This window comes from Halalkalicoccus tibetensis (assembly GCF_037996645.1).
Taxonomy (GTDB): Archaea; Halobacteriota; Halobacteria; order Halobacteriales; family Halalkalicoccaceae; genus Halalkalicoccus; species Halalkalicoccus tibetensis.
In genome coordinates this window covers 237245-257668 of the sequence record NZ_JBBMXV010000001.1, presented here as the reverse complement: position 1 = coordinate 257668, position 20424 = coordinate 237245, and the positions used below count along the sequence as shown (strand labels likewise).

The 20424-nt window shown below is 69.5% G+C and carries 25 protein-coding genes; 15 read left to right on the top strand and 10 right to left on the bottom strand.

All coding sequences use genetic code 11. The features are described 5' to 3' along the window. Positions 1-49 precede the first annotated feature (49 nt). Genes WOA58_RS01515 through WOA58_RS01505 form a run of 3 tightly spaced genes read left to right on the top strand, consistent with a single transcriptional unit; the run spans position 50 to position 1404 of the window. Complete coding sequence (locus WOA58_RS01515; RefSeq protein WP_340602363.1) at positions 50-325, top strand: 4a-hydroxytetrahydrobiopterin dehydratase; 276 nt, start codon at positions 50-52, stop codon at positions 323-325. Continuing rightward, complete coding sequence (gene lwrS / locus WOA58_RS01510; RefSeq protein ID WP_340602361.1) at positions 325-702, top strand: LWR-salt protein; 378 nt, start codon at positions 325-327, stop codon at positions 700-702. Before WOA58_RS01515 ends, lwrS begins: the two co-directional genes overlap by 1 nt. Before the next feature lie 30 nt (positions 703-732). Next, on the top strand, positions 733-1404 hold the full coding sequence (locus tag WOA58_RS01505) for an HAD family hydrolase (RefSeq protein WP_340602359.1): 672 nt from the start codon (positions 733-735) through the stop codon (positions 1402-1404). On the opposite strand, the gene WOA58_RS01500 is transcribed toward WOA58_RS01505, so the two are convergent. Both WOA58_RS01500 and WOA58_RS01495 read right to left on the bottom strand, forming a co-directional pair. Next, the gene (locus tag WOA58_RS01500) at positions 1384-3267 is read right to left on the bottom strand and encodes a molybdopterin biosynthesis protein (RefSeq protein WP_340602358.1); all 1884 of its coding nucleotides are present in this window, start codon (positions 3265-3267) and stop codon (positions 1384-1386) included. The two genes, WOA58_RS01505 and WOA58_RS01500, sit on opposite strands and share 21 nt — an antisense overlap. Next, a complete protein-coding gene (locus WOA58_RS01495) occupies positions 3264-4481 on the bottom strand; it encodes a molybdopterin molybdotransferase MoeA (protein WP_340602356.1) in 1218 nt (405 codons plus the stop codon). The genes WOA58_RS01500 and WOA58_RS01495 overlap by 4 nt, the downstream gene beginning before the upstream one ends. A 76-nt stretch (positions 4482-4557) precedes the next feature. Here WOA58_RS01495 and WOA58_RS01490 point away from each other — a divergent pair, with 76 nt between their 5' ends. The 8 genes from WOA58_RS01490 to WOA58_RS01455 all read left to right on the top strand — a co-directional run bounded on the left by WOA58_RS01490 (position 4558) and on the right by WOA58_RS01455 (position 11857). After that, complete coding sequence (locus WOA58_RS01490) at positions 4558-5328, top strand: GIDE domain-containing protein (RefSeq protein WP_340602355.1); 771 nt, start codon at positions 4558-4560, stop codon at positions 5326-5328. A 38-nt stretch (positions 5329-5366) separates the two neighbouring features. Continuing rightward, positions 5367-5723 carry an Hsp20/alpha crystallin family protein gene (locus WOA58_RS01485; protein WP_340602354.1) on the top strand — a complete coding sequence of 119 codons (357 nt, stop codon included), beginning with the start codon at positions 5367-5369 and terminating at the stop codon, positions 5721-5723. Positions 5724-5729: 6 nt separating this feature from the next. Continuing rightward, positions 5730-7394: an ABC1 kinase family protein gene (locus tag WOA58_RS01480; protein WP_340602353.1), complete on the top strand. Its 1665-nt coding sequence runs from the start codon at positions 5730-5732 to the stop codon at positions 7392-7394. 37 nt (positions 7395-7431) lie between these two features. Beyond that, a complete protein-coding gene (locus WOA58_RS01475; protein WP_340602352.1) occupies positions 7432-8499 on the top strand; it encodes an aminotransferase class I/II-fold pyridoxal phosphate-dependent enzyme in 1068 nt (355 codons plus the stop codon). A 44-nt stretch (positions 8500-8543) separates the two neighbouring features. Then, positions 8544-8924 (top strand): translation initiation factor IF-5A, encoded by a 381-nt coding sequence (locus WOA58_RS01470; protein WP_340602351.1) that lies wholly within the window; start codon positions 8544-8546, stop codon positions 8922-8924. Beyond that, entirely contained in the window at positions 8924-9754 is an 831-nt protein-coding gene (gene speB, locus WOA58_RS01465; RefSeq protein ID WP_340602350.1) for an agmatinase, read from the top strand. The genes WOA58_RS01470 and speB overlap by 1 nt, the downstream gene beginning before the upstream one ends. Further along, on the top strand, positions 9741-10502 hold the full coding sequence (locus WOA58_RS01460; RefSeq protein ID WP_340602349.1) for a Nif3-like dinuclear metal center hexameric protein: 762 nt from the start codon (positions 9741-9743) through the stop codon (positions 10500-10502). Before speB ends, WOA58_RS01460 begins: the two co-directional genes overlap by 14 nt. A 350-nt stretch (positions 10503-10852) precedes the next feature. Further along, entirely contained in the window at positions 10853-11857 is a 1005-nt protein-coding gene (locus WOA58_RS01455; protein ID WP_340602348.1) for a deoxyhypusine synthase, read from the top strand. Between the two features lie 198 nt (positions 11858-12055). On the opposite strand, the gene WOA58_RS01450 is transcribed toward WOA58_RS01455, so the two are convergent. From WOA58_RS01450 to WOA58_RS01440, 3 genes are all read right to left on the bottom strand, one after another. Continuing rightward, on the bottom strand, positions 12056-12706 hold the full coding sequence (locus tag WOA58_RS01450) for a helix-turn-helix domain-containing protein (RefSeq protein WP_340602347.1): 651 nt from the start codon (positions 12704-12706) through the stop codon (positions 12056-12058). Between the two features lie 57 nt (positions 12707-12763). Further along, positions 12764-13408 (bottom strand): glycosyltransferase, encoded by a 645-nt coding sequence (locus WOA58_RS01445; RefSeq protein ID WP_340602346.1) that lies wholly within the window; start codon positions 13406-13408, stop codon positions 12764-12766. Positions 13409-13522: 114 nt separating this feature from the next. Then, positions 13523-13915: a pyridoxamine 5'-phosphate oxidase family protein gene (locus tag WOA58_RS01440; protein WP_340602345.1), complete on the bottom strand. Its 393-nt coding sequence runs from the start codon at positions 13913-13915 to the stop codon at positions 13523-13525. A gap of 203 nt (positions 13916-14118) precedes the next feature. Between WOA58_RS01440 and hpt the strand changes: the two genes are divergently transcribed. Continuing rightward, positions 14119-14664 carry a hypoxanthine/guanine phosphoribosyltransferase gene (hpt, locus tag WOA58_RS01435; protein ID WP_340602344.1) on the top strand — a complete coding sequence of 182 codons (546 nt, stop codon included), beginning with the start codon at positions 14119-14121 and terminating at the stop codon, positions 14662-14664. A gap of 130 nt (positions 14665-14794) precedes the next feature. Further along, positions 14795-14995, top strand: a complete 201-nt coding sequence (locus WOA58_RS01430; protein WP_340602343.1) for a hypothetical protein — start codon at positions 14795-14797, stop codon at positions 14993-14995. Here the strand turns inward: WOA58_RS01430 and WOA58_RS01425 are convergent. The 3 genes from WOA58_RS01425 to WOA58_RS01415 all read right to left on the bottom strand — a co-directional run bounded on the left by WOA58_RS01425 (position 14992) and on the right by WOA58_RS01415 (position 16980). Continuing rightward, entirely contained in the window at positions 14992-15711 is a 720-nt protein-coding gene (locus WOA58_RS01425; RefSeq protein ID WP_340602342.1) for a hypothetical protein, read from the bottom strand. The genes WOA58_RS01430 and WOA58_RS01425 overlap by 4 nt on opposite strands. 77 nt (positions 15712-15788) lie before the next feature. After that, a complete protein-coding gene (locus WOA58_RS01420; protein ID WP_340602341.1) occupies positions 15789-16424 on the bottom strand; it encodes a hypothetical protein in 636 nt (211 codons plus the stop codon). A 55-nt stretch (positions 16425-16479) separates the two neighbouring features. Continuing rightward, the gene (locus WOA58_RS01415) at positions 16480-16980 is read right to left on the bottom strand and encodes a CBS domain-containing protein (RefSeq protein WP_340602340.1); all 501 of its coding nucleotides are present in this window, start codon (positions 16978-16980) and stop codon (positions 16480-16482) included. A 27-nt stretch (positions 16981-17007) separates the two neighbouring features. Between WOA58_RS01415 and WOA58_RS01410 the strand changes: the two genes are divergently transcribed. Together WOA58_RS01410 and WOA58_RS01405 are read left to right on the top strand one after the other, a co-directional pair. After that, the gene (locus WOA58_RS01410; RefSeq protein WP_340602339.1) at positions 17008-17280 is read left to right on the top strand and encodes a helix-hairpin-helix domain-containing protein; all 273 of its coding nucleotides are present in this window, start codon (positions 17008-17010) and stop codon (positions 17278-17280) included. 45 nt (positions 17281-17325) lie between these two features. Beyond that, a complete protein-coding gene (locus WOA58_RS01405; protein ID WP_340602338.1) occupies positions 17326-18966 on the top strand; it encodes a hypothetical protein in 1641 nt (546 codons plus the stop codon). 1 nt (position 18967) lies between these two features. Here WOA58_RS01405 and WOA58_RS01400 read toward each other — a convergent pair whose 3' ends face one another. Together WOA58_RS01400 and WOA58_RS01395 are read right to left on the bottom strand one after the other, a co-directional pair. After that, positions 18968-19120, bottom strand: coding sequence for a hypothetical protein (locus WOA58_RS01400; RefSeq protein WP_340602337.1), 153 nt, complete (start codon positions 19118-19120; stop codon positions 18968-18970). Positions 19121-19162: 42 nt separating this feature from the next. Continuing rightward, positions 19163-20353 carry a redox-regulated ATPase YchF gene (locus WOA58_RS01395; RefSeq protein WP_340602336.1) on the bottom strand — a complete coding sequence of 397 codons (1191 nt, stop codon included), beginning with the start codon at positions 20351-20353 and terminating at the stop codon, positions 19163-19165. Between the last annotated feature and the right edge of the window lie 71 nt (positions 20354-20424).

Here is a 20424-nt window from a genome sequence, read left to right as displayed (position 1 = left end):
GGAGAACGCAGGGCCGGCTTTTATCGGCCCGCGTACCCTCGCGCACGACATGGCAGAACTACTCGACGACGACGAGATCCAGACACAGCTCCCCGAGGGCTGGGAACGCGACGGCGAGGAGATCACCCGGACCTTCGAGTTCGACGACTACCTCGCGGGGCTCGACTTCGCCCGCGAGGTCGGCGAGATCGCCGACGAGGAGTTCCACCACCCCCAGATGATCGTCGACTTCCAGGAAGTGGAAGTCCGCTTCACCAGCCACGAGGAGGGCGGGATCACCGACCAGGACATCGAGATGGCCGGGGCGGTGAACGACGAGGCCTGATGGCACGCTACGTCTTCGCCGTGCGATTTCGCCTCGACCCCGCGAGCGGCGTCCGGGTCGAGCCCGCGACCTTCGAGACGACGCTGGAGAGCGAGGCCGACCCGCCCGGCGAGGACGGCTGGCTGTTCTTCCGGGACAACCTCTGGCGCGGCGAGGCGAACGCGCCGGACCACCTGCGCGGGCTCGCCGAGGAGGCGCTCGGCGTCCCGGTCGAGAACGTCGAGTACCGCCGCTTCGAGACGAGCGAGGCGGAGTACGAGGCGCTCAAGGGAGCGATCGCCGACGACCTCTCGCAGTTCAACGCCGACTCCGTGAGCGAGGTGCTCAACAAGTACTTCGCGAGCTCGATCGAGGTGGGGCGGGGGGCAGAACGTTGATACGTACCGGACCCGTATCCGAGACCCTCTATGACCGGTAGCGCGACCGACTACGACTTCTGGCTGCTCGACCTCGACGGGACGCTGGTCGACGTCGAGTGGTCCTACGTCCGCGAGACGTTCGACCGCGTGGGCGAGCGGATCGGCCGCGAGTTCTCCGACCGCGAGGCCCGGGGCCTGTGGTACGGCCTCGGCGCCGACCGGGAGGCACAGATCGCCGCCCTGGGGATCGACCGTGAGCCGTTCTGGGCGGCCTTCGATGAAGTCGAACAGCCCGAAGAGCGCGTCGATGCGACGACCCTCTACGAGGACGCGGCGTTCGTCGCCGACATCGAGGAGCCCGTCGGGCTGGTCACCCACTGTCAGCCGTTCCTGGCCGAGCCCGTCCTCGAGCGCCTCGACATCGCCGACTGGTTCGACGCCGTGGTCTGCTGCTCGGACGAGGTGGGCTGGAAGCCCGACCCGACGCCCGTCGAGCGGGCGATGGCCGACCTCGGCGTCGAGGGCCGGGGTGTGCTCGCGGGCGACGGCGCGAACGACGTGGGCGCGGCCTGGAACGCCGGTCTCGACGCGATCCACGTCGAGCGCCACGGACCGGACAGCCGGGGCGTCTGCGTGCTCGGCAACCACCGCGTACGCAGCTTCGAGGAGCTCGATATCGGTCCCGGCCTCGGAGTCGGGCTATCCGCCGAAGCCCGGTAGCCCCTCTATTTCGGCGGTCTCGAGGACCTCCCGAAGCCGTTCGACGCCCGGTTTCTCCATCCGATCGGGGTTCGCGAGCACCGTCACCCGTTCCTCGCCCAGCGAGACGAAGCCCAGCCCCAGTTTCTCCGCGGTCGCACGGAGCCCGAGCCCCGCGTCCGCCCCGTCCGCGGCGACCTTTCGGGCGGGGCTCTCCTGAGCCCGGACGGTCAGCTCGTAGCCGTCGATCCGTTCCGTGAGGTCGGCTCGCGACTCGCCGCGCTCGCCGGCGAGCGTCTCGACCGCGTCGTCGAGGGTACCCCTAAGCCCCGAGTCCGTGGGTCGGTTGACGAAGCGCAGCTCGCGGTCCGCGAGGTCCGCGAGCTCCTCGATCCCCTCGGGGTTATCCGAGGGAACGACGAGCCCCCACTCGCGGCTCCAGCCGCCGAACTCGGTTGCGTCGAGTTCGCGCTCGACGGGGCCCGACGTCACGGCGAAGTCGGGCGCGCCGCGGTCGAGCCGCCGGAGCCCCTGGCGGCCCCCGATCGACAGATACCGGGGGTGGTCGAGCTCGTCGAGCACGCCCGAGAGGAAGGGGTCGTCCTCGCCGACGCCGAAGACCCCCGGCGGGCGGACGTCCGGCGAGAAGAGATCGACCGAGACCCGCTCGCCGGCGTCGAGGTAGGCCGTGTCGGGGTCGACCTCGACGACGCCGTCGGCCTCGACGAGGCTGGTCGTCGCCCCCGAGCCCTTGTCGACCGGGTATGCGAGGGTGGTGCCCTCGCCGTTCTCTATGAGTCCGACGGGCATGAGCCGGGTCCGGCCCTCGCCGTAGCGCTCCTCGAGGGCCATCTCGGCCTCGACGGTCGCCGTCCGGGGTTCGGGAACCCCGGCGGCCCGCCGGATCGCGCCAGCGACGAAGTGGCGGAAGATCATGAGCGCCGAGACGGGGTAGCCCGGCAGGCCGACGTAGGCCGAGTCGGGGAACTCTCCGACCAGCATCGGCTTGCCGGGCTTGATCGCCACGCCGTGCAACAGTAACTCTCCGCGGTCCTCGATCACGCGGTAGATCACGTCGACGGCGCTCGCGGAGGTCGAGCCCGAGGAGAGCACCAGATCACACTCCTCTGCGGCTTCCGTGAGGACCCGTTCCATCTCCTCGTAGTCGTCGCCGGCGTGGGGGTACAGCTCGGCCTCGCCGCCGGCCTCCTCGACGGCCGTGGCGATCGTGTAGCTGTTGACGTCGTAGATCTGCCCGCGCTCGCTGTGGAGCGCCTCGCCGGGCCTGACCAGTTCGTCGCCCGTCGAGACGATCCCCACGTGGGGTTTCGATCGCACCGGCACGGCGTCGACGCCGAGCGCCGACAGCAGGCCGATCTCGCGGGGCGTGAGCCGGGTTCCAGGTCCCAAGGCACGCTCGCCGCCGGCGACGTCCGCGCCCGCGAGCATCACGTGATCGCCCGGGGCGAGCGAGGTGCGGATCTCGACCGCGCTTCCGTTCTCGCGTTCATCGGTTCGCTCGACCATCACCACGGCGTCCGCGCCCGGCGGCATCACCGCGCCCGTCGATATCTCGACGCAGCTCCCCGCCTCGACCGTGACGTCGGGCTCCTCGCCGGCGTGGACCGAGCCAGCGAGATCCAACACTACTGGATCGGCCTCGTCGGCCCCGAAGGTGTCGCGGGCCCGGACCGCGTAGCCGTCCATGCTCGCGCGGTCGAACCCCGGGACGTCGAGGTCGGCGTCGACCCGCTCTGCGAGGACCCGCCCGCGGGCCTCGCGCAGGGAGACCGCCTCGCTCCCGCCGCCCAGATCGAGCGACGCGATGGCCTCGTGGGCTTGTTGGGGCGGCACGAGCTCGCGGAACTCCTTTCGATCAGTCATGCCGACCACTCCCAGTCCTCGACGGCGACCGTCTCGCCCTCCGCGATCCCCTCGCGGTCCTCGCTCACGACCACCCAGCCGTCCGCGAGCGCCACACTGGAAAGGACGCCCGAGCCGCTGACCCGCGTGGGAAGCGCGGTCGTTTCGTTCCCGCCGCGATCGACCTTCACCCGCGCGAACGTCCGCACGCCGGGCTCGCTTCGGATCTTCCGTTCGAGGGTCGCCTCGGTCGTCGGGTGGTCCTCGCAGGGCATCCCGCCGGCGCGTTTGAGCGCGGGCCGGAGGAACTGGACGGCGTTGACGATGCAGGCGACGGGGTAGCCCGGGAGCATGAGAACGGGAGTCTCCTCGACGACGCCTAAGGCAACCGGGTGGCCCGGCTTCAGCGCGACGCCGTGGACGAGCACCTCGCCGATCTCGTCGACGACCTCCGGGATGAGGTCGCGCTCGCCCACCGAGGAGCCGCCCGTCGTGACGATCAGGTCCTTCGTGAGGTCGCGCTGGATCGCCGCCCGCAGCGCCTCGCGGTCGTCTGTGACGACGTCCCGATAGGTGGGTCGCCCGCCCCAGCGGTCGGCGAGCCGCGAGGCCGTCAGGCCGTTGGTCTCGATCACCTCGCCCGGTTCGGGATCGGACTGGACGAGCTCCTCGCCGGTCGGGATCACCGCGACCGTCGGGCGCTCGCTCACCTCGACCTCGGTCAGCCCCACCGACTTCAGGAGGCCCAGATCCGAGGGACGAACTCGATGACCCGGCTCGTAGAGCGTCTGGCCCTCGGCGACGTCCTCTCCTACCGGCCCGACGTTCTCGCCCTCCGCGACGCCGTCGCCCACCTCGAGCTCCTCGCCCACCCGCTCGACCTGCTCGATCATCACGACCGCATCGGCGCCCTCGGGGAGCTCGCTGCCCGTATGCACGCGGACCGCGGTCTCGGGGCCGACGTCCTCGCCCTCGCGCAGGAGGTTCGGCGAGCGGTCGCTCGCGCCGAAGGTGTCCTCGGCGCGCACCGCGTAGCCGTCCATCGCCGCCCGGTCGTAGCCCGGGACGGGCTTCGGCGCCGTCACGCGGGTCGCGAGCGTCCGGCCGTCCGCGCTCGCGAGCGGGACGCGCTCGGTCCGGTCGTGGGACGCGACTCGTTCGAGCAGGCGCTCTCGGGCCTCGTCGATCCGCGTGCGCTCCTTGAACCCCGAGCGCTGGAGGTCGTCCTGGCTCATGCGAAGGGGTTGCGGGCCCGGGGATAAAAGCCCACGTCGCCAGTACGTTTATTTCACGGTCGTGAGAGCGATATTCATGGTCCTCCCGTCCCCGGTCGTCCTCGTCGTTCTCCTCGTCTGTGGAGCGGTCGCCGCCGGCTCCCTGCTCGTCGCCGGGCGGGAATTTTACACCGCCTATCGGGTGTTCTCGACGCCGACCGGCCGGGTCAGCGACCTGTTGACGGACTCGGAGGGGACGATCGAGCTCCACGGAACCGCTCGCGTGGCCGAGGAGCTCCTCGAAGGACCCTTCACCGGCGAGGACTGCCTGTTCGTCGAGACGGTCGTCGAGGAGTACGAGTCCGGCCAGCACGGCGGCTCGTGGACCGAGGTCGACTCGGTGACCCAGTCGGTGCCGTTCGTGCTCGCGGACGACTCGGGCAGCGTTCTCGTCGACCCTCGGCTGGCAGACGTGCGGATCGGCGCGGACACGGAGCGGGTCGAGGTCGACGGCGGGAGCGCTCCCCCGGAGCGCGTCCAGCGATACATCGAGGCCAACGACGCGGTCTCCTGTGAGAACTCCCGGCTCGATCTACGGCTGTTCTCGGTCGCGACGGGCTCGGATCGCCGGTACGTCGAGCGGCGACTTCGCCCTGGCGGGGAGGTCTACGTCCTCGGGCGGGCACGGCCGGCGTCGGGGCGGGCCGGGAGCGTCAACGCCGTCGTGGGCCACGGCGAGGGGGCGCCGTTCCTGATCGGCGACGGTTCGCCCCGCCGGGTCGGGTTTCGCGCGCTCCGGACGGGCGGGCTGTACCTCCTTCCGGGGCTGTTCGTGGCGGTCGTCGCACTGTTCGTCCTGGTCGCGTGACCGCGGGCTTTTTCGCCCCCGCGTCCCTACCGACGGGTATGCCAGCGCTGCGCGAGGCTCTGAGAGAGCTTCCCGATGCCGTTTTCGCCGACCTCCTCGAACGCGACGACGAGTACCTGGTCGTGATCGACCTCCCGGGTGCGACGGGGGAGACGACGGAGATCACGGCCGAGGACACCCGGATCCGGATCGAGGCGCGCCGCGCGAAGGAGGTCCCCGCCGAGTTCGACTACCTCCGCGAGGACCGCTCGCTCTTTCTCGATATCGAGCTCCCGCTGCCGCCGGACGCCTTCGGCGACGAGGCACGCGCGACGATCGAACGGGGCGTCCTCGAGCTGTACGTCCCCCGCCGCGAGCCGGTCGAGGAGACCAGCATCCCGATCGAGGACGCATAGGCGGGGATGGTACGGCTCCGTGCGTACCGCCGGTTCTTCATCGTCGCCTGGCAGTTCCTGCCGTTGTTGTGGGCGTACGCGCGCGACCGGCGCCGGTTCGTGCTGTTCGGGCGTAGCCGCCAGGTCGACGTCGAGACCCAACGCGAGCGCGCCCGGCGGCTGCTCGACTCGCTGCTGACGCTGGGCCCGACGTTCATCAAGCTCGGCCAGCTGCTCTCGACGCGCCCCGACGTGCTCCCGCCGGCGTACATCGACGAGCTCTCGAAACTGCAGGACGAGGTGCCCCCCGCCGAGTGGGAGGAGGCGCGGGTGGTCCTCGAGGAGGAGCTCGGGCCCGTCGACGAGCGCTTCGAGGAGTTCAACCGCGACGCGATCAGCGGCGCCAGCCTGGGCCAGGTCTACCGGGCGTACGTCGACGATCAGCTGGTCGCGGTGAAGGTTCGCCGGCCCGAGATCGAGTCGCTGATCGAGGCCGACCTGCGGGTGATCAAGTTCTCGCTGCCTCTCCTGCTCTGGTTCGTCAAGGACGCCCAGGCGTTCTCGCTCGAGAACCTCGCGGACGAGTTCGCGAAGACGATCCGCGAGGAGATGGATTACGAGCGGGAGGCCGAGATGCTCCGGGAGATCCGGGGGAACTTCGCGGGCAACGACCGGGTCGCGATCCCCGGGATCGTCGATAGCCACTCGACGGGGCGCGTGTTGACGATGGAGTACATCGGCGGGACGAAGATCAACGACGTCGAGCGGCTCGACGAGAAGGGGATCGACCGCCACGAGCTCGCGGAGACCCTTCAACGAACCTACCTCCAGATGATCATCGAGGACGGCGTCTTCCACGCCGACCCCCATCCCGGTAACCTCGCCGTGCGCGAGGACGGCTCGGTCGTCTTCTACGACTTCGGGATGAGCGGGCGGGTCGACCCGTTCGTCCAGGGGAAGATCGTCGAGTTCTACATCGCGGTCGCCAACCAGGACATCCAGGGCATCCTCGACACCCTGATCGAGATGGGGACGCTCAGCCCCGAGGCCGACCGGCAGGTGATGGGCGACGTGATGGAGCTGGCGATCGCGGACGTCCGGGGCGAGCAGATCGAGCAGTACCGCGTCAACCAGATCATCAGCCAGATCGAGGACACCATCTACGAGTTCCCCCTCCGGCTGCCCTCGAACCTCGCGCTCGTGTTGCGGGTCGCGACGGTCGTCGAGGGGGTCTGTGTCACCCTCGATCCCAACTTCGACTTCATCGAGACCGCGACGGAGTACCTCTCGGAGGAGGGCTATCGCGAGGAGACGGCGAAACAGGTCGCCGAGGAGACCGGTCGGGAGCTCTGGGACTCGACGCGGGCCTCGATCCGCCTGCCCCAGACCGCCGACGACACCCTCTCACAGCTCGGTCGCGGGGACGTCACGATCAACGTCGACGTCCAGGACCCCGACGACGTCTTCGACCGGCTCGCGAAGCGGCTGATCTACGGCCTGCTGCTCTCGGTGACGCTGATCTCGACGTCGATCATCTACGCCTTCCGCGCCTGGGAGCCCGCGGTCGTCCCCGCGCTGCTCTCGGTGTTCATCGTCTACGTGCTCTATCGCTCCTTCACGAGGCGCCGCAAGGGGATCCGCGCGCGCCCGCAGTTCACCCGCCAGAGCATGCGAAAGCGGCGCGAGGACTGATCGACGGGGTTGATAGGCGACCCGCCGTAGCCCCGGCATGGAGATCGCCCCCTTCGAGCTCGAACGCTGGTTCGACGAGTACGAACATGACGCCGAGGTCATGCTCGCCGAGAGCGGGATCCGGAGCCTCCCCGCCGAACGCTTCGACACCGATCCCGGTGAACTCGGCTACGTGATCCCGACCGACGGCGACCCCGACTTTCGCGCCGAGGTCGGGGAGCGCTACGGCCGGGGGGCCGAGGAGGTCTGTTTCACCTGCGGGACCCAGGAGGCGAACTACCTCGTGTTCCGGTCGCTGCTCGATGCCGGGGACCATGCCGTCGTCGTCACCCCCACGTATCAGGCGCTTTCGGCGGTTCCCGAGTCGATCTGCGAGGTCTCGCGGGTCGAGCTCTCCCCACCCGACTGGGAGCTCGACGTCGATAGCGTCGCGGAGGCGATCCGCCCCGAAACCGAGCTGCTCGTGCTCAACAACCCGAACAACCCGACCGGGAAGTACCACTCCGAGGAGACCGTGAGGGCGCTCTGCGACCTCGCGGCCGAGAACGACGCCTACCTGCTCTGTGACGAGGTCTACCGGCTGCTCGCCGAGGACCCCTTGCCCCCCGTCGCGTCGATGGGCGAACACGGGATCAGCACGACCAGCCTGACGAAGGCCTACGGACTGGCGGGGCTGCGTTTCGGCTGGATCGCCGGGCCCGAGGAGGTGGTCGAGGGCGCGGTGGGCTGGAAGGACTACACCACGATCTCCCCCTCCGTCTTCGGCCAGCACGTCGCCCGGCAAGCGATGGGCGAGCAGGAAGACGAGGTCCTCGCGGAGAACCGCGAGCTGGCGCGCGAGCACCACGACCGGGTCGCGGGGTGGATCGACGAGTACGGTCTCTCGTGGCACGACCCGGTGGGGGTCAACGGGTTCGTGACCGTTCCGGAGGGGTTCGACTCCGGGAGGGAGTTCTGTCGGGCGGTCGTCGAGGAGGGGGTCGTGCTCGCACCGGGGGAGTTCTTCGGGTTCGAGGGCTACTTTCGGATCGGGTTCGGGCTACCCACGGAGGCGCTGGAGGAGGGCCTCGAACGCGTCGGGCGTGTGATCGAACACCGCAGGTAGCGCGTTCCAAATCACTTATACAGCTACCGTGGATAGCGATCCGCATGGTAACACGGCAGAAGCAGGTCCGTGATCTGCAGGAGGGCGGTTACGTCATGATGGACGAGGCCGCGTGTAAGATCACCCACTACAGCACTGCGAAACCCGGGAAACACGGCAGCGCGAAGGCCCGCGTCGAGGGCAAGGGCGTCTTCGACGGCAAGAAGCGCAGCTTCTCCCAGCCCGTCGACGCGAAGATCCGTGTTCCGATCATCGAGCGAAAGCAGGGCCAGGTCATCAACGTCGAGAGCGCCTCGGTCGCCCAGGTGATGGACCTCGATACGTACGAGACGATCACGATCAGCACGCCCGACGACGCCGACCTCTCGGCCGAGGACGATATCGAGTTCCTCGAACTGGAAGGCCAGCGCAAGATCATCAGCTGATGTTTCCCGGCGCGTCGACCCCGCGCGAGGACGCCGACTACGTGATCGTCGGCGCGCCGCTCGACGCCACGACGAGCTTTCAGCCGGGAGCCCGGTTCGGCCCCGGCCGAGTACGGACGTTCGCCGAGACGTTCGACGACTACGACGTACGAACCGACCGGCAGTTCTCGGACCTCTCCGTTCACGACCATGGCGACGTCCGCGCGTGGAACGACGTCCCCGATTACGTCGATCACCTCTCGGGGGTGGTTCGTGACGTGGTCTGGGACGACGCGATCCCCCTCCTTCTGGGCGGCGAGCACACCGTCAGCGCCGCGGGCGTCCGGGCGACCGAGCCCGAACTGTTCGTCTCGATCGACGCACACCTCGACCTGCGCGAGGAGTACGACGGCGACGAGTGGTCCCACGCCTGCGTGACCCGCCACGCCCTCGAGACCGCCGAGGAGGCGATCGTCGTCGGCGCGCGGACCGGCAGCGAGGCCGAGTGGGAGCGCGCCGCCGAGGCCGACGTGACGGTCGTCCCGCCGGAGGACGTCGGGCCGTGGCTGCAGGCGGTCGTCGGCGGGGCACGCGACCCCTTCTCGAACAAGCGCGTCTACCTGAGCGTCGACGTCGACGGGGCGGACCCCGCGTTCGCCCCGGGGACGGGTACCATGGAGCCGTTCGGCCTGACCTCCCGGGAGATGCGTGGCGTCGTCCGGGCGGCCGCGCCCCACTGTATCGGCTTCGACGCCGTCGAGGTCAACGACCGCGACGACGGGCAGGCGGCGGCGCTCGGTGGAAAACTACTCAGGGAGTTCGTCTATACACACGCCCATGCGACTGACTGAACTGTGCGAGCGGTACGACGAGCGGCTCCGAACGGACGAGTTCGCCGACCTCGACGCGAGCGCGAACGGGCTGCAGGTCGGCGACGAGGGTGAGATCGAACGCGCCGCCTTCGCGGTCGACGCCGCGGTCGAGACGATCGAGGCGGCCGCGGAGGCCGGCGCGGACGCGCTCTGTGTCCACCACGGGCTCTCGTGGGGCGGGATCGAGCGGGTCACGGGCCGCAGCTACGACCGGATCGCCGCACTGATCGAGAACGACCTGGCACTGTACGTCTCCCATCTCCCGCTGGATTCGCATCCCGAGCTCGGCAACGCCGCCGGCGTCGCGGACCATCTCGGGCTCGAAGCGTGCGAGGGGTTCGGGTTGCTCGGCCCGGAGACGATCGGGATCGCCGGACGCGCGACGGGCCCCATGAGTGCCGACGGACTCGCGGATCGGCTCTCGGACCTCGACACCGGCGGCCGGGACGTTCAGCTCCTCGAGTTCGGCCCCGACGAGATCGAGGAGGTGGCGATCGTCACCGGGAGCGGGGCCGACTGGCTGGGCGAGGCCGCAGAATCGGACGCGGACGCGTTCGTGACCGGCGAGGGCAAACAGCAGCTCTACCACGAGGCCCGGGAGGCCGGCGTGTCGGTCGCGCTCGCGGGCCACTACGCGACCGAGACGTTCGGCGTCCGGGCCCTCCAGGGGCTCGCCGAGGACTGGGGGCTCGAGACGACCTGGATCGACGCCCCGACGGGCCTTTAGTTCCGCTCTGAACTGACAAGTGTCATTCGTCCTCCCGGATAAACGAGCCACTAATTCACGCACTCTCGTGTCACCTAATTTCGGTCGGAATTAAGGAGTGGATAGTAATGAGGTATCGGTGAATACCGTCTGTCGTATTCCCCGTCGGGGATCCTGCCCCGAGCGGCGGAGTACGGATCGGTCGAACCGTAACCGGATCCCCGCGGGCGCTCGCGGCCGGCCCTCCTGGCAGAGGCCGGCCGTCGTGCGGACCGGGCGGATCCACCATCCGCGACCGCATCCATGGCTACTCCCCTTCCCCATCCGCGTTTTATCGAACGGTTGAAACCGCCCCCGGCCGCAGGTCCGCTATGACCGACGACACCCCGCCACGCGAGGAGTTCAAACACGATCCGATCGGCCACAGCAGCGTTCACGCCGGGATGACGGTCGGCGAGCTCGCCGCCGAGTACGGCAACGCGGGGATCGGCGCCGCGGACCTCCACGAGGCGGTCGGGATCGCCGAGCGGATGTTCGGCGACGAGGAGGTGAGCGTCTTCTTCGGGCTCGCGGGCGCGATGGTCCCGACGGGGATGCGCGGGCTCGTCGTCGACCTGATCCGCGACGGCTACATCGACGCGCTGGTGACGACGGGCGCGAACCTCACCCACGACGCGATCGAGGGGATCGGCGGCAAACACCATCACGGGAGCGACGACCACGAGACGAAGACGCGCCGGGAGCACGACGAAGCGCTCCGCGACGAGTGGGTCGACCGGATCTACAACGTCTACCTCCCCCAGGAGCACTTCACGCTGCTCGAGACCCACCTCCGCGAGGAGGTCTTCCCCGCGCTCGACGGGACCGTCTCGATCCGCGAACTCACCGCCGAGCTCGGGCGGGCGAACGCCGAGGTCAATCGGGAGGAGGGGATCGAGGAGGACGCCGGCATCGCCGCGGCGGCCCACGAGGAGGACGTTCCGATCTACTGTCCGGCGATCCAGGACTCGGTGCTCGGGCTGCAGGCGTGGATGTTCTCCCAGACCGCCGATTTCTCGCTCGACGCCCTCTCGGACATGACTCACTTGAACGACCTCGCGTACCACGCCGAGCGGGCCGGCGCGTTCGTCGTCGGCGGCGGGGTGCCGAAGAACTACGTGCTGCAGACGATGCTCGTGACGCCGACGGCCTACGACTACGCGGTCCAGCTGACGATGGACTCGCCACAGACGGGCGGGCTCTCGGGGGCAACGCTCGACGAGGCGCGTTCGTGGGGCAAGATCGAGAAGGCCGGCGAGAACGCCTCCGTGTACGCGGACGCGACGATCACGCTCCCGCTGGTCGTGGCGGCCGCCCGCGAGGGGATCGAGGACTGATCGGTCGATTGGAAACGAGCGGAAAGGTGGATGGTGGATGAGCCGGTGGGTGCCTCTGATGGAGGGCGCGAGGCCATAGACGCGCGCGAGCCACCGGGGCGACGGTCCAGCGGTGTCGGCCCGCGTGTGGCCTGCGGCCGGGAGTAGGGGTCGGGAGGTCATCCGCCCGCGCCTTCAGCGCTGAAGGGGTTTATACGCTTACCGCGGATCCGCCGCCAGCCCGGTCCGTTCGAGCAGCGTCGCCTGCCCGCGCCTGAGCCGCCCGGCGACCGCCCGCGCGGAGATGCCGAGCTCCGCGGCGACGTCCTCGAGGGTCGCCCGGCGGGGCTCCTCGAAGTAGCCCCGTCGGTAGGCCGTCGCGAGCGCGTCGCGCTGATCGTCGGTGAGGCCGTATCGGTCGTTCTCGGGGGTCGCGGAGGTGGTGACGCGGGTGAGCGACAGGGGGACGTCCCGGTCCTCGCAGAACTCGCGGAACGCGGCGGTGGCCCTCCGGTCGGCGAACCGGACCTCGAAGCGCCACTCCACGGCGCTCGCCCGCGCGTCGAGCAGCGAGCCCTCGCTGCGGACGATGGCGAACAGCGTGCCGGCGGCCTCCCGGTTCCATCGCGCGGCGAAGAGCGCCCCGTCCTCGACCCGGTCGACGATCGACAGCTCCTCGATCGCCGGCTCGTCCCCGGCGGCCGCCGCGAACGTCTCGGGGTCGAGACTCCAGACCCAGAAGAACGGCATGACGGTGTCGTCGGTCGGGACCACGCGGTCGAGCTCGAGGAGCGCGTCCGGGTCGCCCCCGAGCGACCGGCCGAGCGCACAGGCGCTCGCGGGAACGGTGAACTCGATGACGGTACTCATCAGTGTGATGAGGTCGCCGGCCGAGATACCCCTATCGCCCCTCCCGAACCCGACAGGTCAGTACTCGCCGCGATAGCGCCCCCAGTCGAGCCGGAGGTAGTGATAGAGCGTGCCCGTCAGGCCCGACTCCGCGATCCGTCGGGGGGAGGTCTCGACGAGCGTCTCGGGGCAGTAGCCCACCGGCTCGGTGCGGGCCAGCCGTCGGCTGAACGCGGTGTCCTCGTTGGGGACGTTCGGGAAGCCGCCCGACGCCTCGTAGACCGGGCGCCGGACGAGGAAGTTGAACCCGGGGAGGATCGGGCGATCCATCCGGGGGAAGACGTGGTTGATCGTCGCCTGCATCAGCCGGGCGCGCGGGCCGCGCATCCGACAGCGCGAGCTCGCGGCCGCGAGGTCGTTCCCGCGGGCGTACTCGAGCATCGTATCGAGGTACTCCGGCGAGAGGGTCGTGTCGGCGTCGACGAAGGCGAGCCAGTCGCCGTCCGCGGCCCGCGCGCCAGCGTCGCGGCCGTGGCCGATCCCCTCGCCGCCACCGTCGACGACCCGCGCGCCGTACTCGGTCGCGATCGCCGGGGTCCCGTCGTCGCTGTCGCCGTCGGCGACGATCGTTTCATACGTGTGCTCGGTCTCGAGATCCCGGATGCTCTCGAGGGTCGCGGGCAGGTACTCCGCCTCGTTTCTCGCCGGCACGACGAAACTCATAGCGGGCTCGCTGGCCCCCGATCCTGACATATCGGGCCTCCGATAGCCACCGTACTGTCGATTGTGCATGCGTCTGCAACCGGAGAGCGCTCGGGCGGCGAGAGCGGGCCGGCCTCAGTCGTACGTCTGGTAGGTTCCCGAGCCGACGTCGACGCGGACGAGCGTGTTGCCCGTCCAGGCGTCCGGATCCGCGCCGTACTTGGGGTTGATCGAACGCTCGGCCTCGCGGGTCGCTTCCTCGTTCTCGATCACCTCGGCGGTCCCGCGCATCGTGACCATCCACTCGGCGTCGCCGTCGGTCGACTTCTCGATCGAGACCGCGACCCGCGGGTTGCGCCGGACGTTCTCGAGCTTCTGCCCGGAGATCAACACTGAGAGCGTCCCCGAGTCGTAGCGGTACCAGATCGGCGCGACGTGCGGGCGGTCGTCGTGACTGGTGGCGAAGTGGGCCATCAACGGCTCGCCCTCGATCAGCTCCTCAGCCTCGGGCGGCAGGTCGCGGCTCATGGATTCGGGAAGGGGACGGCTCGACATAGGCCTTGGCGAGCGTGGGGGCTTTGTGGGTCGGGCCGAAAGGTCGGGTGGCCGATGACGAGCACCCCGACCGAGCGCGTCTAGGCAGCGCGCGATGAGGAGCCCTATGAGTGCCGAGGCCGCGCTTTCGATTCCGGGAACGATCCGTTTTTACTCCGATTGCCCGAACCCGCCCCATGGAGAAGCTCATCGCCTCGCTCGACGACGCGCCCATCATCGACAAGGACGGCTACGAGTACCTCGTCCACCCGATCAGCAACGGCGTGCCGATGCTCGAACCCGCGCTGTTGCGCGAGGTCGTCGTCGAAGTCATGCAGGTCGCCGACCTCGCGGTCGACAAGATCGTCGCGCCCGAGGCGATGGGGATCCACCTCGCGACCGCCCTCTCCCTGCAGACCGACATCCCGCTGGTCGTGATCCGAAAGCGCGCCTACGGGCTCGCGGGCGAGGTCTCGCTCCACCAACAGACGGGCTACTCCGAGTCCGAGATGTACATCAACGACGTCGAGGAAGGCGACCGGGTGGTCGTCGTCGACGACATGCTCTCGACGGGCGGGACGCTCGCGGCGATCTGTGGCGCGCTCTCGGACATCGGCGCGGAGATCGTCGACGTCGTGGTCGTCCTGTGCAAGGTCGGCCCCTCCGCGCTCGACGACACCGAGTTCGAGGCAAAGAGCCTCCTCGACATCTCCGTCGAGGACGGCGAAGTGACCGTCCACTGACGGTATTCTACCAAAACGTTCATTATAGTTCCGTCCATCGGGGGAGACACAGATGTCGGTAGTACGTGTCCACTGATCCCGCCGCCCGCGCATCGTTTTCGACCGCCTCGATCACGGAACCCGACAGCAAATGAGTACCACCCCACAGCCCCGGCCAGCCACGACCGAATCGCAACCGATCACCACCCCCGCGGAGAACGAGGGGACCGACGAGTCCGAACGCGGCGCGCCGGCCACCTTCGACACGGGCTGCCGCCGCCGGCTCGGCTGCCTGTTCGACGTCGAGAACAGTTCGATCTCGCCGGCCCATACGACCCGACGCGACCGTTAGAGCGGGACCGTCCGGAGGTCGCTTTCCAGCTCCTCGACGTGCTCGTTGTAGGCCTCGACGAACCCGCGGAACGCCGGCGCGTGCTCGCGGATGTCGGCCGCGGAGGGCGGCTCGTACTGCGAGAGCAGGTAGACGCCGCCCGAGCCGCCGACCCGGAGGTAGGAGGCCCGTTCGGCCTCCCACTTCAGCTCCCAGCGCGTCCCCGAGACTCGCGCGGTGAAGGTGCCGTAATCGTCGCCTTCGTAGCGATACAGCTCGCCCGCGATCCGGTCACAGATCTCGCGAACCCGATCGAGGACGCGGTCGCGCTGGGCGACGACGTCGTCGGTCGTCTCGACCGCGGGGAACTCCGTCTCGACGTCGTCGAGCACGCCATCGAGCGAGCGGACGTGCTCGTTGTACGCCTCGACGAACGCCTCGTAGTCCGCGAGGGCCTCCGCGAGCGCCTCCGGTTCGGGGGGCTGTTTCGTCGAGACGACGTAGGTCTCGGAGCCGCTGGTCGGATCGTAGCGGAGGTACTGGAGGTCGCCGGCCTCGTACTTCACCGTCCACTCGCCGCGCGCGGTCGGGAAGTCCCGTTGGCCGTAGTCGCCGCCCTGGAGCCGCGCGAGCCCGTAGGCGATCCGCCCGGCGTGGTCGCGCACCGTCCCGACTAGCTCGTCGCGTCGGGCGGCTATCTCCTCGATATCACCCTCGAGATCCGGCGGCTGGCTCATACCGGACAGAAGGCTCCGACGGGCATAACGCGTGGGGCTCGCGGCAGGCTACCGACGGACGAGCCCCGGCAGGAGGCTCATCGGTGGGTTCGAAGCTGGCGCTGGAGGGCGGGAGTGGGCGTCCGGACCGCGAGCGCGCCGACCCCGATACCGGCGACCAGCGCGACGGCGATCAGCAGCGCGTGCAGCGCGGCCATCTCGCCGATCCCGATGGGGAGCCACGTCCAGAGGACGCCGCTCGCGCCGAAGACGACCCCGAGCCCGGCGAGCCACGCGCCGATCGGCGTGCCCTCGGCCCAGCGGACGATCCGGACGAGCGACGCACAGACGAGCGCGCCCGCGAGCGTCACGGCCAGCAGGAAGCTCCCGAACTCGAGGACGGAGACCGACGCCGCGGGCATCGAAATGCCCGCGAGCCAGTCGAGGAGCCATCCGATCGCCGTCCCGGTCGCCGCGAAGAGCGTATCGAGGCCGGCCGCGGCGACGAGGAAGGCCTCGACTGCAAGCCCCGCGACCGTCCCGCGGACGTCCGCGACCGCGGCGGCGTCGAGGTACTCCGTCCAGTAGGCGACGGCGTGGATTCCCCCGATCAGCGCGCCCAGCGCGACGACGGCATAGGGCCCGCGCCACGCGAACCACGCGATCCCCGCCGTGAGCAGCGCTACCAATACCAGCGTCCCCCACGTGACCGTCATCCCCCCGAGTTCGAACATCGTTCCCTCCGGTCAGTCGGCTGATTGGTCACCCAGGATAGAGAAGGTTACGCTCTCAGGGGAGGAGCTCGGTCCGAAGCGCGCGCAGCAGGTCCTCGCGGGTGATGATCCCGACCAGCCGACCGTCGTCGAGCACCGGGACGCGGTTGATGTCCCGGTCCTCGCCCGCGAGGATCGCGAGCACTTCCTCGATGGGGGTGTCGATTTCGACGGTCACGACGTCGCGGGTCATGATCTCGCTGACGTCCTTGCGGGCGTTCTTCACGAAGTCGATCCCGAGGTCGAACTCGTCGAGCGAGAAGTCGACCGCGTAGGGCAGCGTCTCGCTGAACGGCGGGACGCCGATCGGGATCCACACCAACCGGTCCTTCTTGCGGAAGAGCCGCACGAGGTCGCCCTGCGTGACGATCCCGACGACCGCCTCGCCGTCGACGATCGGGAAGCCGTTGAACTCGGCCTTCGCGAGGCGTTCGAGCACGTCGCCGACCTCGTCGTCCGGGCGGGCGGTCTCGACGTCGGTCGTCATCACGTCGCGGGCGTGGAGGTCGGAGTCCATGTCCGAAAGTGGGTCCGGCGGGGGGCTATGTCTTGTGGTCGGCACCACCGCGCCACGTCCTCGACGGGGACGGAACGCAAGGGCTACCCCGTCGAGCGCCCCTACGCCCGCAACGAGCCGACCGCAAAGCGGATGTACGGCTGCATCGAGGGGATCGGCCCCGAACTCGCCGAGCGGCTGTACGAGGCCCATCCGTCCGTGGCCGCGCTGTCGGGAGCCTCGATCGAGGAGCTGTGCGCGCTCGAGGGGATCGGCGAGGCACGTGCCCGCCGGATTCGGGGAGCGCTCCGCGGCGGGTGAGGTGCAACGGAAAGCCTGATCCGCGTTCCGCGATTATCCCCGCCAATGAGCACGGCCAGCGATGGCGATGGGGGGTTTCTCACCTTCTACCGGCAGTACGCCCACACCGGTATCCACACGGTGACCGCGACAGCCCTGACCGCGTTCGGGCTGCTGACGTTCGTCCACCGGGGGTTCGTCGCGCTGGCGATCGCGGTGTACGTCCTCCCGCCGATCTATCTCTACCTGACCCGCAACGGGGAAGCGCCGGAACCGATCGACGGGGACGGGGCGAGCGGGGCGGACGATCGAGAGCGGCCGACCACAGGCGACACCCCAGCCGCCACCGGGGCCGGGAACGGAGACGGCGCGGCCGCAGCGAGCGACGCCGGCGAGGACCGACCGGACCGGATCGACGAACCGACCCCGGACACGGGCCTCGACCCGGAATCAAGCGATCGGGAGTCGACCGATCCCGAGGGGCCGGCGAGGGAAGAAGTCGCCGAGCCCGAACCGGGCGAGGATCGAGAGGACGCTGGAGACGCGCCGGAAGCCACGACCACTACGGGTTCGGCGACTACAGGGGGCGAAACCGGATCGCCGGACGACGAGCACGAAGCGGAGTCCGAGATCCCGTCCGAATCGACAAACGAGAACGCCGTCGAGGACCCCGACAGCGGGCCGGAGCCCGCGGAGGACCCGCGGACGGGCGAGCGGGCCGAACCCGCGACCTCGGACGTGGCCGGACCCGAGGCCCGGCGTTCGCCGAAGCCGGACGCGAGTGAGGACGGCGCGGTCGCGGACGAAGGGGCAGTCGCGGATGACGAAGGTGAGGAGGACGGGGGCGGGTCGGCCGAGTGGGTCGAAGCCGACTCGCCGACCGAGGAGACGCTGCTCGACGCCGTCTCGGCGGGCGAGGGCGCCTACGCGGCCGGAAAGAACGGCGCCTTGCTCGCGCGTTCCGAGGACGGGGACTGGGAGCTCGCCCTCGAGAGCGGCCCGGCCGCGGAGTCGACGACGCTCCGGGGGGTCGACGCCACGGACGACGGCGATGCGATCTGGGTCGCCGGCGACGGCGGCGTCCTCGGGCGCTACGACCCCGCTACCGCTCGCCACACCGATCACTCGGCGCCCGACGGGATCACCGACAACTGGTCGGGGCTGGCGGTCGCCGGGGCGGCCGGCGAGGAGCGGGTCGCGCTGGTCAACGGCTCGGGGCAGGTCCTGTTCGGCGGATACGACGGAAGCGAGGTCGAGTGGGACGAGCCCGTGAAACCGGGCAGCGGCTCCTCGATGAGCGCGATCGCGTTCGTCGACGAGTCGACGGGCTACTGCTGTGACACCAATGCCGGGGTCTACCGGGTCGAGGGGAGCGAGTTCGAACGGATCGGGATCGAGGACGCGAGCGGGTTCGACGCGCTCGCCGCGACGGGGGACACCGTCGCCGTCGCGAGCGGCGACGGCACGCTCCAGCGCTTCGACGGGAGCGTCTGGACGCCGGTTCGTGTCGCCGAGGGGTCGCTCTCGGGGCTCGCGGCCGACGGCGAGGAGTGGCTCGCGGTCGGCGCGGGCGGGACGATCCACGAGAATCGGGAGGGCGGCTGGGAGACAGTCGACTCGCCGACGAAGGCGGACCTCCACGGGGTCGCCGTCGGCAAAACCCCAGTCGTAGTTGGCGCGGACGGAACGGTCGTCGAACGGGTGTAAATCAGCGCCCGCTGGTGACGTTCGTGCTGTTGCACTCCGGACACTGCGTGAGCGTCCCGAGTTTCGGTACCTCCACTCTAGCCCACTCCTCACTCCCCGAAGCGGCCGTAAAGCCGCAGCTCAGACACCGCGAATCGGTTCGTGCGCTCGCCATGCTCTGTGATACGACACCACACTGCATAGTCGTTGTGTAGCGTCAGTTCGTCGAGACGATCTCGATGACGTCCCGATGCGAGAGCTCGTGGCCCGCGCCGACCTGGCGCTCGCTCCGGCAGTCGATCCCGTGGAGCAGCCCCTCGCCGATGTCCGAGTGCAGGAAATAGGCGAAGTCCTCGGTCGTCGAGCCCTCGGGCAGGACGAAGCAGTCGCGCATGAACTTGCCGTCCTCGGGCTCGCCGTTGGCGGAGCCGGGGAAGACGGCGATCGCGTCGAGCTCCTCGAACAACGCCGCTTCGAGCGCGCGCTGGACGCCCGTACCCTCGAACTCGCGGACGAACCCCCCGATCTGTTCGAGCCCGGCTTCCTGTTCGGAAGAGAGGTCACCCACGATCTCGAAGTCGCCGTCGCCCGCACGATACTCGATCGCGCCCTGCTCGTCGGCGCGTTTCAGCGCCTTCTCGGCGTGCGCGCTCGCGGGCACGATCGTCAGGTGGTCGTAGTCGGGATCGGAGGTGATCTCCTCGTAGTTCGCCTGCGCCGCGGGGGTGTCCATCTTGTTCGCGGCGATCACCATCGGCTTGGTCTCCTTACGGATCTCGCGGGCGAGGTCCTCTCGGTCCTCTCCGTCCCACTCGTCGGGGTCGAACCCCAGATCGAGCCGGAGAACCAATCGTTTGATCTCGTCCTTGTTGATGCCGAAGGCGCTCATCTGTTCTGCGAGCTCGACCTCGATGTCTGCCTCCTCGCCGCCGTAGCGGTTCTCGAACTTGTCGATCCCCTTCTCGAGGATCTCGAGGTACCACATGTCGAGCTCGGTCTCGAGGAAGTCGATGTCCTCGCGGGGGTCGTGGCCCTCGGTGGGCTCGCCCTCGGCGTCGGTCGTCCCCGAGAAGTCGACGACGTGGACGAGCACGTCCGTCTCGTTGAGGTCGGTCAGGAACTGGTTTCCCAGACCGTGGCCCTCGTGGGCGCCGGGGATCAGCCCCGCAACGTCGACGAGTTTGGTGGGAACGAACCGGGTCCCCTCGCGACAGAAGCCCGTCTCGGGGGTACAGGAGCGGTCGAACTCGGGGGCGGCACATGCGACGCGGACGTACGCCTCGCCGACGCTGGGGTCGATGGTCGTGAAGGGATACGCCCCCTCGGGGACGTCGTTCATCGTCGCGGCGTTGAAGAAGGTCGACTTGCCCACCGATGGCTTGCCGACGAGACCGATCCGATAGCTCATTGTCCGGGGTGGGCGACCGGCGGGCGAAAGGGTTGCGAACCGGACGCCCCGAGCCCCGTCTCGCCATACCA